The organism is Ruegeria sp. CE8 (genome assembly GCF_056537465.1).
Genome location: NZ_JBQFRP010000003.1, coordinates 220,528 through 231,810, shown reverse-complemented (window position 1 = coordinate 231,810; position 11,283 = coordinate 220,528). Strand labels below are relative to the sequence as shown.

At 57.0% G+C, this 11,283-nt stretch carries 10 protein-coding genes; 4 read left to right on the top strand and 6 right to left on the bottom strand.

Annotated elements, in window-relative coordinates; all coding sequences use genetic code 11:
- Positions 1-61 precede the first annotated feature (61 nt).
- From ACR0AA_RS06780 to ACR0AA_RS06760, 5 genes are all read right to left on the bottom strand, one after another.
- The gene (locus tag ACR0AA_RS06780; RefSeq protein ID WP_480661413.1) at positions 62-1,177 is read right to left on the bottom strand and encodes an NUDIX domain-containing protein; all 1,116 of its coding nucleotides are present in this window, start codon (positions 1,175-1,177) and stop codon (positions 62-64) included.
- A 32-nt stretch (positions 1,178-1,209) separates the two neighbouring features.
- Positions 1,210-1,650, bottom strand: a complete 441-nt coding sequence (locus ACR0AA_RS06775) for a TrgA family protein (protein ID WP_480661412.1) — start codon at positions 1,648-1,650, stop codon at positions 1,210-1,212.
- Between the two features lie 16 nt (positions 1,651-1,666).
- The gene (locus tag ACR0AA_RS06770; protein WP_480755707.1) at positions 1,667-2,875 is read right to left on the bottom strand and encodes a class I SAM-dependent methyltransferase; all 1,209 of its coding nucleotides are present in this window, start codon (positions 2,873-2,875) and stop codon (positions 1,667-1,669) included.
- A gap of 61 nt (positions 2,876-2,936) precedes the next feature.
- Positions 2,937-4,370: a cryptochrome/photolyase family protein gene (locus ACR0AA_RS06765; protein WP_480755838.1), complete on the bottom strand. Its 1,434-nt coding sequence runs from the start codon at positions 4,368-4,370 to the stop codon at positions 2,937-2,939.
- 47 nt (positions 4,371-4,417) lie between these two features.
- A complete protein-coding gene (locus ACR0AA_RS06760) occupies positions 4,418-5,644 on the bottom strand; it encodes an aminotransferase class V-fold PLP-dependent enzyme (RefSeq protein ID WP_480755706.1) in 1,227 nt (408 codons plus the stop codon).
- Positions 5,645-5,918: 274 nt separating this feature from the next.
- Between ACR0AA_RS06760 and ACR0AA_RS06755 the strand changes: the two genes are divergently transcribed.
- Positions 5,919-6,296 carry a VOC family protein gene (locus ACR0AA_RS06755; protein WP_480755705.1) on the top strand — a complete coding sequence of 126 codons (378 nt, stop codon included), beginning with the start codon at positions 5,919-5,921 and terminating at the stop codon, positions 6,294-6,296.
- Between the two features lie 53 nt (positions 6,297-6,349).
- Here ACR0AA_RS06755 and pyrH read toward each other — a convergent pair whose 3' ends face one another.
- Complete coding sequence (gene pyrH, locus ACR0AA_RS06750; RefSeq protein WP_480661407.1) at positions 6,350-7,105, bottom strand: UMP kinase; 756 nt, start codon at positions 7,103-7,105, stop codon at positions 6,350-6,352.
- A 97-nt stretch (positions 7,106-7,202) separates the two neighbouring features.
- Here pyrH and miaA point away from each other — a divergent pair, with 97 nt between their 5' ends.
- The 3 genes from miaA (at position 7,203) to ACR0AA_RS06735 (ending at position 11,274) form a co-directional block, all read left to right on the top strand.
- Positions 7,203-8,096, top strand: coding sequence for a tRNA (adenosine(37)-N6)-dimethylallyltransferase MiaA (miaA, locus tag ACR0AA_RS06745; protein WP_480755704.1), 894 nt, complete (start codon positions 7,203-7,205; stop codon positions 8,094-8,096).
- A 324-nt stretch (positions 8,097-8,420) separates the two neighbouring features.
- Positions 8,421-10,091 (top strand): ABC transporter substrate-binding protein, encoded by a 1,671-nt coding sequence (locus tag ACR0AA_RS06740; RefSeq protein ID WP_480661405.1) that lies wholly within the window; start codon positions 8,421-8,423, stop codon positions 10,089-10,091.
- A gap of 136 nt (positions 10,092-10,227) precedes the next feature.
- Entirely contained in the window at positions 10,228-11,274 is a 1,047-nt protein-coding gene (locus tag ACR0AA_RS06735; RefSeq protein WP_480755837.1) for an ABC transporter permease, read from the top strand.
- Positions 11,275-11,283 lie beyond the last annotated feature (9 nt).

Genomic DNA, 11,283 nt, shown 5'->3' with positions numbered 1-11,283 from the left:
CATTTCATTACGGATCAACGCAGATTTACCTTTGCCGTGCGGCAACCACAAGCGGCGAAAGTCATCCACGCAGACGGTCGCGATGGCGCGCAAGCCAATGAGCCAGCGCCAAAAGCGGCAAATCCTTGAACCCGTGACTGTCCACCTGGTCTATGAAGCTTTCAAATGGCAGAATTTGCGTTCGAATATCCTCACCCTCGGTCGCCAGCCCGCCATCTTCGATAGTTTTGGTCAGATCGGCCAAACCGACATAGAGATACACATACTCGGTCGATGACCCGCTGGAGGTGTAGGCTCCACCGGCATCTTCCAGCCGGTCCAATATGATCTGGGCCTCTTCCTCGGCCTCTCGCAGCGCAGCTTGTTCCGGTGTTTCACCGGGATCGATCATTCCGGCGACAGGTTCCCACATCCAGGGTTCGGGGTCGTCGGCCAGAAAGATCGGCGTTCTGAACTGCTCGACCAAAAGCACGGTGTCCCGCACCGGGTCGTAGGGCAAAACAATCACGGCGCTGCCTTGCATCAAGCCACTTCGGTTCAGGGTTTTTCCCATCGACCCGTCGTGCTGACGATGCTGCAGCGCGATCTCTTCCATGCCAAAGTAGTCAATGTACGCGTGCGTATGGCTGTGGACGATGACATCCTTGGCTACATCCCTTGGATCACCCGTGGAACGCTTGCGCGCAGCCAGTTTGGCCCACGCGCGCGTTCGGATCGACGGAAAGCTGCGCGCAATCCTGTCGGCATCGACCCTGCCGTAATACGCCATGACTTCTTGCGCGGCGAGAACAGTCAACTCTCCCCATTCGTCCGCCCAATCCTGCAAAGACCACGGTTGATCCGGGGTCCAAAGACCGGGTTCGGGGTAAAACACGCTGGCTTGAGCCTTTGAGCGATCGGGCAAATCCACCGACTGAGGGCTGAGGTCGTAATCAAATCCGCCCTCATAAAAGATTAACCGCTTACGGTCCTCGTCGCTCAACCCCTTGACCAATAGACCCTGGGCGACTCCGCCATCTTCCCGCAAGATCATCGGAAACACCTGATCCTGCACGCCATAGACAGCGTGGTCGCTCAAAGATGCCTGGGATATGTCAAGTTGGGACGAGGCGCGCCCCAAAACAAGCTCGAGCAACGGCATATGCCGGAGCGTGCCGTAGAAAAACAGATCGGACACAGATAGAGACTTTCGGTTTTTGAATTACTGGATCAACGCCAGCGACGGCTGGCTTCTTCGGTAGCAAGGCCCGCAATCAGAGCACCGATCGCCAGCGTCCACAAGATCTCAGGCGCCAGCAATTGTTGGCCATATTCGATCCCGATCTGAAAAATGGCGATCAGCGCCTCGAACGGGCCGTCAAACCGATGCCGCATGGCCAGTCGGAACATTTCATAGACGCCCTGAACAAACAGGCCCCAGAACACCAGCGCCGCGATTCCTGTGAGCCCGTTGTTGACTGCAGCGGTCCAGCCCCGTCCGGCACGCTTGCCCATGATCCACCACCCGCAGACCAGGCCCAGGACCATGTTGACGTAAGTGAATGACCCGTAGGCCTTACCCTCTTCACCGTTCTCGATGACCATGCCCGAAACCAAAAACGCCACGACCAAAAGGCATACAGCGGCAATTAGACGTGCGGCACTGGGCATTAGGTGGGTCCGTTCCTTAACTCGGTTTCGCTATAGTGATCTGTGTCACATCGCAATTACCGGTGTCAAAGGCTGCGCCGCAGGCGGTCAAATAATAATTCCACATGCGGCGAAAACGCTCATCAAAACCCATTTCCGAAATTTCGTCCCACTTGTCGTTGAAAGTTTCATACCAGCGACGCAGTGTCAGATCGTAACTTTTGCCGAATTCCTTGGATTTCACGACCTTCAGGCCGGCTTTTGCCACCTGTTCCTTCAAAATGGACGGGGCCGGGAGCATCCCGCCGGGAAAGATGTATTTCTGAATGAAATCAATACCATTACGGTACACATCCCACCTATGATCCGCCACTGTGATGATCTGCAGGGTCGCTTTTGCGCCGGGTTTCAGGCGTTCGCGCACGGTTTCGAAGTACACCGGCCAATATTTCTGACCAACGGCCTCGAACATCTCGATAGATGCAATACCATCATAGAGTCCGCGCTCATCCCGATAGTCCTGCAACTTGAGCTCGACCATGTCGGAAAGTCCAGCCTTTTCCATACGTTGCCTGGCAAACTTCAATTGTTCCTGACTGATCGTCAGACCTGTGACCCGCAGGCCACGCTCTTTCGCGGCGTATTCGGCAAAGCCACCCCACCCGCAGCCGATTTCCAGGATGTGATCACCCGGTTTTGCACCCATTTCGTCAACAAGACTTGCGTATTTGGCAGTCTGTGCGTTCTCCAGGCTTTCCTGCCCCGTCTCGAACAGAGCGCTGGAGTAGGTCATCGTATCGTCCAGCCATAACCCATAGAATTCATTTCCCAGATCATAGTGGTACGAGATGTTCTTTTTGGCTTGGGTCCGGTTGTTGCTATGCAGCCAGAACCGCAGACGTTCATACATCTGGACCAGAACTTTGCCGGTAAAGTCGTCATAAACGGTTTCACTACCCAAATGCACAAGATCCATGAAGGATCGCAGGTCGGGTGTACTCCAGTCGCCTTCCAAATAAGCATCCGAAAAGCCCAGTTCGCCTTCCCGGATCAATCGCGAGAAGACGTCCGGGTTATGAATCTCAACGCTCGCAACAGGTCCCGGTTTCGCGCCTTCAGATCGAAACACCCGACCGTCCGGTAACGCGATATCCAGCCGTCCGGTCTCCATCCGGTTCAGCATCTTGAAGACTTGTGCAAAGTACCTGGGCAGCTCGTTCTGCCCGTCCGTCGTCGTGAAAATCATCCGCTCTCCCCTGTGCGGCCGTGCAAATAGGCTAGGACGAGTTTGTGTTTCTGGCAAGTTTTCAATTCCTTACTGGTTTTTTTCGGCCTTCATAAGCCGCCAATGCCCGCGCCCTGCCCGCAGCCAAAGCGACGACCGGCTGCGGATACAGATCGGTTGGTTTCAGGTTCCAGGACTTCGGAACCGCAGCAAAATAGGCCAGTGCCGTCGCGGGAGGGTCGGACTGACCTTCGGCAATCCACTGCCTGACATAGTTCGACTGCGGGTCGAATTTTTCTTGCTGCGTCTGTGGATTGAAGATGCGAAAGAATGGCGATGCGTCAGGTCCGGACCCCGCAACCCATTGCCATCCCATGGCATTTGCCGCCGGGTCCCAGTCCGTCAAGCAATCCGCGAACCAGTCCATTCCGATTTTCCAGTGGGTCATCAGATGTTTGGTCAGGTAACTCGCAACGATCATCCGAGCCCGGTTGTGCATCTGTCCGGTCACATACATCTGGCGCAATCCGGCATCGACTGCAGGCACACCGGTTCTGGCCTGCCGCCATGCCGTCACCTCGGAAAGATCGGCATCCGTATTCCACGGAAACGTGTCCCATTCCGGCTTCCAGTTTCCGCTTAACAGACGGGGATTGTGAAACAAAAGGTGATAGGCGAACTCGCGCCAGACCAGTTGGCGCAAAAAGGGTTCAACTCCGCGAACGCCGGTCATCCCCGCCCGCTGAACCGCATGCCAAACGCTGCGCGGACCGATTTCACCCAGAGACAGATATTCTGACAGGTTAGAGGTTCCGTCCAAATCCAAACGATCCCGATTGTCGGAATACTGGGTGATGCAATCCAGAAATTGGTGCAGGACATCATACGCAGCCGACTCGCCGGGGCGAACATTAGGCGCGACGACCGTTGCTCCACGCTTCATCTGCGCGCCCAGATTCCAGTCGGCCAAGTTGTCTGACGCAGGCCATTGTGTGGGCGCTTGCACATCGGTTGGTACGATTTTTGGCGCGGGAACGTCCCGGTTTTGCACTGCCCTCCACATCGGTGTGAACACGCGGAAAGGCTGGCCGGACTTTGTCGCTACAGTCCAAGGTTCGAACAAAAGATGCCCAGCAAAGGACTTGGCCAAAACGCCTTGTTCAGTCAGACCCGTTTTGATCTTCGTATCCCGCGCGATCGCGTCGGGATCATAAGCGCGCGACCAGAAAACGTGTTTTGCCCCGGTTTGGGAAATCAACTCTTGCAGTACAGACAGCGCATCCCCGCGCCTTAGGATCAGGCGGCTGCCAACCTGTTCAAGCGCGCGGTCAAAAGTTTCAAGGCCCAATCCCAGACGCCATTTCGGAGCTGCCCCAAGGGCCTCGACAGTGCCGTCCAGAATGAACACTGGTATGACCGGACGCCCCGACTCAACAGCTGCAGTTAGCGCCGGATGGTCCGACAGGCGCAAATCCCGTCGGAACCACATTATTACTGGTGACCGCTCGTTTTCCATATCCGCCCTGGTGTTTTCTTCGGATACGAAGCAGAGCGGAAACTGGATCACAAAACGTCGTCAAGTGCATTCAAAAGCTGATCAATTTCCTGTTGAGAGGTGTAGTGCGTAAAGCTTACCCGCAGCACCCCTTCATCCAGATCGACTCCCATCGCCTGTAGTGGGCGCACGGCATAAAAGTCGCCGCCACCCGCCATGATACCATGCCCGACCAGATCGGCGGAAACGGCTTCGGCGTTGCGGTTCAGCGCCAATGCGACCGTGGGCGCACGGCGATTGGCATCGGACGTCCCGATCAGGCGCACAGCATTGCGATCCTTAACAGCATCCAGAACCGGTTGCAGCAGAGCGACCTCTTGCGCGCGCATCAAGTCGTGAACGAAGGCGCCGCGTTCGGTTGCGCCGGATTCGGGCCCGTTGTGATGAGTGCACAGCAGATCGACATAATCTGCCATACCAGCGCTGGCTGCGATCTGGGCGTGGTCGGGACCCGCCGGGGTGAACCGTTTGTACAAAACGTCCCCGTTGAAATAGTGCGCCTGGTTCGGCAGCATTTCACCCAAGGTACGACGGATCACCATGCAGCCCTGATGCGGACCATATGTCTTGTAGGCCGAGAACAGGTAGATATCCGGGCCCAAGTCGCCCACATTCGGAAACCCGTGCGGTGCATAAGATACGCCGTCCACACATACAAACGCGCCGGCGGCATGGGCGATCGCGGTGATTTCGGTGACCGGGTTGATCTCTCCGATTACGTTGGAGCAATGGGGAAAGCACACCAGACGCACGCTTTCGTCCAGCATGTTCTCCAGATCCATCGGGTTTAGCGAACCCGTTTCAGGATCAATCTGCCACTCACGGATTTCAATGCCTTCATCGGCCAGACGCCGCCACGGACCGGAGTTTGCCTCGTGATCCTGATTGGTGACAATGATGGCCTCGCCGGGCTTCATCCATTGGCGAAAAGCCTGTGCCAGAACATACGTGTTTTGCGTAGTTGAAGGCCCAAAACTCAGTTCGTCGGTGTCGACACCGAGAATGGCAGCCATCCGGGCGCGGGCCTCGTCCATTTCCTCACCGGCCAGGCGGCTTGCTTCGTAGGGGCCATAGGGCTGAACTTTGCGCTGCGTATAGTACCGCGTCAGACGGTCGAGCACCGGCTTGCAAGTGTATGACCCGCCTGCATTCTCGAAGAATGCTTGCCCCTGCAGGTTGGGTTCCGAAAATGCCGGAAACTGCGCCCGAACAAAATCAATATCAAGGGATGTCATCCCGCCTCACTCCTTGGTCGTTGTCCACGTCTTGATTGTCGGTCCGCACATGATCCCGGACCGCTCCGAAAACATGGCAGGTCTTCCAGCCAAGCCGCAGCCCAGTCACGAGTCCTCGGTCCGGCGGCAGCCACAGGGACAGTTATCCTCCCGCTCCTGCGACGGGCTCAGATAACCTGACGATTACGACCCGGTCAAGCTCTGCCGCTGATGCCGGATTCTGTCATCAGCCTTTGGCACTCTAGCCACATTCAAACGACCGTGAGGAACGAACATGAGCTTCAAACCCAAGGACTTTCTTGTATGGGGAGAATTACCTGTGCGGGATATGCAACGGGCCATCGCCTTTTACTCTACAGTAACCGGCGCGACACTGGAATTGGAGCAGGATGCGCCCAACCCCATGGCGGTGTTCAAGCCCGCCGATCCCGCGACCGGAGTTGCCCTGCATCTTTACCCCGGCAAACCTGCCGAAAATGGGAAGGGACCGACATTGCACCTGGCCGCTGATGGCGCCTTGGAAGACGTTATGAAACGAGTCGAAGATGCAGGCGGGAAAGTCGTGTCCGAGCCGATTCAAATACCAGCCGGTCGGTTCTTTTATGCGACAGACCCCGATGGCAACTCCGTTGGTTTCTTTGAAAGCACCTAAAAAAAAAGGCCGGGCAGCTTGGCCCGGCCTTATTCAGGATCAAGAGACAGTCGTTAGCCTTGTACCTTGGTATAAGTCCCCTCGCCCGCCAGAATTCCGCGGAACCCGCCGGGCTCATCTAGTCCGAACACGATCAGAGGCAGGTTGTTGTCGCGCGCCAGCGCAATGGCCGAAGCATCCATGACCCGCAGCCGTTTGGCCAGCACATCGTCATAGGTGACCGTGTCATAGCGCACCGCATCCGCGTGCTCTTTGGGGTCTTTGTCATAGACCCCGTCCACGCCATTCTTACCCATGAAGATCGCCTGACAGGCCATTTCGTTCGCGCGCAACGTCGCAGCAGTGTCGGTAGTGAAATATGGGTTGCCGGTGCCGGCGGCAAAGATGCAGACCCGTTTCTTTTCCAGGTGGCGCACAGCGCGGCGGCGGATATAGGGCTCGCAGACTTCGTCCATACGGATGGCCGAGATAACCCGTGTGAACACGCCGATCTCTTCCAGCGCGGACTGCATCCCCAGCGCGTTCATCACCGTGGCCAGCATGCCCATATAGTCGGCCGTCGTCCGCTCCATCCCCTGCGCCGAACCGCTGAGACCGCGGAAGATGTTCCCGCCCCCGATCACCATGCAGATCTCGACGCCCAGATCGTGCACCGATTTGACCTCTTGCGCGATACGCTGAACGGTTGGCGGATGCAGGCCAAACCCCTGATCGCCCATAAGCGCTTCGCCCGAGATCTTCAGCATCACGCGGTCATACTTTGTCTTGGGGGTTTCTTCGGTTACGGCGGCGGTCGGGGAAAGGCTCATGTTGCGCTCCGGGCTGGCACGGGTTTATTTTCCGGCGCAAAATGAAGCAAAACCGCCGCAGGTTCAATGCGGTTGGTAAGGAATGAGGCGGCGCTTAATGACCGATCCCGCAGAAACGCAGATTTTGGACCGCCTGCCCCCAATTCCCAACGACGCGCCCTTGCTGATTGCCGGGCCGACGGCGTCCGGAAAGTCAGCGCTCGCCCTGCTGATCGCCGAGCGGTTCGGCGGCGTGATCGTGAACGCCGATGCAAGCCAGGTCTACAATTGCTGGCGTGTGGTTTCTGCCCGGCCGTCGGCCGAGGAAGAAGCCCGCGTACCGCATCTGCTGTACGGCCATATCCCCTATGACCAGACCTATTCCACCGGCCACTGGCTGCGCGAGGTGAAACCGCTGCTGCAAGGCGGTACGCGCCCGATCATCGTTGGCGGCACGGGGCTCTACTTTTCCGCGCTGACCGAAGGGATGGCCGACATACCTGCCACACCACCCGAAATCCGGGCCGAAGCCGACACGCTGACACTGGAAACCCTGATCGAAGGGATTGATGCCCGGACGCTGGCCCGGATCGATACCCAGAACCGCGCGCGGGTTCAGCGTGCGTGGGAAGTGCAACAGGCCTCGGGCCGTAGTCTCAGCGACTGGCAAGAAGAAACCCCGCCGCCAGTATTGGATGTTAAGAATACTGTTCCCATCGTGTTTGACGTAGACAAACAATGGCTTCTGGAACGGATAACGCGCCGATTTGATCAGATGCTGGAAACAGGTGCGTTGCAAGAAGTGGAAAGGATGCGCGAGCAGTACGATCCAACCCTGCCCGCATTCAAGGCCATCGGCGTACCCGAACTTATGGCCTATCTGAATGGCACCATAACACTGGAAGAGGCCCGTGATCGGGCAACGATTTCAACGCGGCAATTCGCAAAGCGACAGCGCACCTGGTTCCGTGCGCGTATGAAATCCTGGAATCGGATTGATTTATCAAATTGATACATCAAAAAGCTGAGGTGAAAAAACAGCAGTCAGGCGCGTAGGAACAAAGCAGCGAATCCTCTTTGCTTTAAGGGGTGAACAAAGTGGTCTCCCCAAGCTTGGCTGAGCCGAGCATGGTAAACTCTGGTCACCAATGTCGTTTTTGTACCGCGAATGACGATTTCGAACATTGACCTAACCCGATTTCTGGTGCGGAATGTCGGTATGGGGATGTTCAGAATCCGAAATAAGAAAAACCATGAACCTGCCAACCGGAGCATGCCGGCCTGAGCGGTTCCAAGCTACATCCAAAAAATTACTGTATCACAGGGAGTAATGTTAATGAAAAACCAAACAACGACCGGAGCACCGATTCACTGGGCGGCTGAAATGCATGCTCAGGAATATCGGGACGGTAAACTGAACCGACGCGAATTCCTGACCCGCGCCACCGGGCTTGGCGTCACCGCAGCAGCAGCCTATGGCATGATCGGCCTGACCGCGCCGGTACACGCAGCAGGCGAAGACGCCAAGAAAGAAGGCGGCACTTTGCGCGTTCAGCAGGAAGTACGCGCACTGAAGGATCCACGCACCTATGACTGGTCGCAGATCGCGAACGTCACCCGCGGCACGCTGGAGTACCTGGTCGAGTACAACTCGGACGGTACCTTCCGCGGCATGTTGCTGGAAGGCTGGGAAGTAAACGACGACGCGACCGAGTACACTCTGAAAGTCCGCCCGGGCGTCAAGTGGAATAACGGTGACGACTTCACTGCGGATGACGTGGCCCGCAACATCGGGCGCTGGTGTGACAAAAGCTCGGAAACCAACTCGATGGCCGGTCGCTTTGCGACACTGATCGATCCGGAATCCGGTCAGGCAATCGACGGCGCAATCGAGATTGTCGATGCCAACACCGTCAAGCTGAACCTGCCAGCCTCTGACATCTCGCTGATTGCGGGCATGGCGGACTATCCGGCGGCCATCGTTCACAGCTCGTTCAGCGAAACGGACCTTCTCAACAACGTTGGGACAGGACCATACCTGGTTCAGGACCTCGAAGTTGGTGTTAAGGCCACTCTTGTTCGCAACGAAAACCACACATGGTGGGGTGAAGAGGTGTTTGGTCGCCCGGCGTTGGACAGCATCGTCTACATTGACTACGGAACCGACCCGTCCGCATGGCTGGCGGCGCTGGAATCCGACGAAGTGGACATGCTGTATGAATCGGTTGGTGAGTTTATCGACGTGATGGACAGCCTCGGGTACATCAAATCCGAAGTTGTGACCATGAACACCATCGTCATCCGTCCGAACCAGCTGGCCGAGATCGACGGCAAGAAGCCTTACGAAGACAAACGTGTACGTCAGGCCCTGCAAATGGCCGTTGATAACTCGATCTGCCTGGAACTGGGCTATGGTGGTCGTGGTTCGCCTGCGGAGAACCACCACGTTGGTCCGATCCACCCGGATTACTTCGAACTGCCACCGCAGAAGGTCGACCCGGAAGGCGCACGCGCGCTGATGGAAGAAGCCGGAATGATCGATTTCGAGCACGAACTGATCTCGATCGACGACGACTGGCGCCGGAACACCACCGACGCGGTTGCAGCTCAACTGCGCGACGCAGGTATCAAGGTCAAGCGGACCGTTCTGCCGGGCAACACCTTCTGGAACGACTGGGCGAAGTATCCGTACAGCTCGACCAACTGGAACCACCGTCCTCTGGGTGTTCAGATCTGGGCTCTGGCCTATCGTTCTGGCGAAGCCTGGAACGAGTTCGGTTGGGCGAACCCTGAGTTCGACGCCCTGCTGACCGAAGCTCTGGCCATCGCGGATGCGGACAAGCGCCGTGAAGTGGTCGCCAAGGGCGAAGCGATGATCCAGGAAGAAGGCGTGACCATTCAGCCCTACTGGCGTTCGCTGTATCGCCACATGAAGGACGGTCTTGTCGGCACCGACATGCACGTGTCCTTCGAGCACCACCACTACAAGTGGGGCTGGGCAGCCTAAAACCTGCCGGACGATAAACGGGGGCGCCTGATCCGGGCGCCCCTTTCCAGCCGCAGACAGGCCGACACGGGGTCGGATGTCCGAGGCCAGCAAATGGTCCAATGATCTGCGGAACACCCGAACAACAGGGGCCATCATGGGACTATTCATCCTTCGACGGTTCGGCGTCATGCTACTGACAGCATTGTGCCTGACTTTCGTGGTCTTTTTTCTGACCAACCTCTACCCGAACCTGGAAAAGCTTGCGAAAACGCAGGGCAACCAGCGTATGTCCGACCAGCAGGTCGAAACCTGGCTGGAAAACCGCGGTTACCTGCAGCCCACGCTCGTAAAATACGGCCAATGGCTGGGCGTCATGCCGGGCTTTACCAAAACGCTGGAAGACGGCACGTTCGTGGGCACCTGCACACGACCGGGATCGACCGAAGAAACCACCCCAAGATTTTGTGGCGTTCTTCAAGGCGACTGGGGATACTCAACCGTTTTCAAGGATGAAGTCGGCAGTATCGTTAGCAAGCGCCTTGGCAATACCGGTTATCTGATGTTCTGGGTTCTGGTCCTGATGGTGCCATCCGCGCTGCTGGTCGGCGTGCTGGCCGGGATGCGCGAAGGGTCAGCCCTAGATCGGTCCCTGTCCACCTTCTCGATCATCACTACGGCGACACCGGAATATGTTTCGGGCGTTATTTTCATCGCGATCTTTACCTCGTCCACCGTTGGCCTGAAGTGGTTCAAGGGCACGGCAACACAAGCGATGGACAACCCGACATTCGAAAACTTCTTCCTGCCGGTTCTGACCATTGCGCTTTATGGCATGGGCTATATTGCCCGGATGACCCGCGCTTCGATGACCGAAGTGATGACGGCACAATACATCCGGACCGCAAGGCTAAAGGGTGTGTCTTTCGGCAACATCGTTTTGAAACACGCGCTCCGTAACGCGCTGATCGCGCCCTTCACCGTCATCATGCTGCAGTTCCCGTGGCTGCTGAACGGCGTGGTGATCGTTGAAACCCTGTTCAACTACAAGGGCTTCGGCTGGGCACTGGTTCAGGCGGCGGGCAACAACGACATCCAGCTTCTGCTGGCGATTTCGGTCGTGTCGGTCTTTGTGGTGCTGGTGACGCAGCTGATATCCGATATCGGTTATGTCTACCTCAACCCGCGCATCCGTATTTCGTAAGGGAGGATA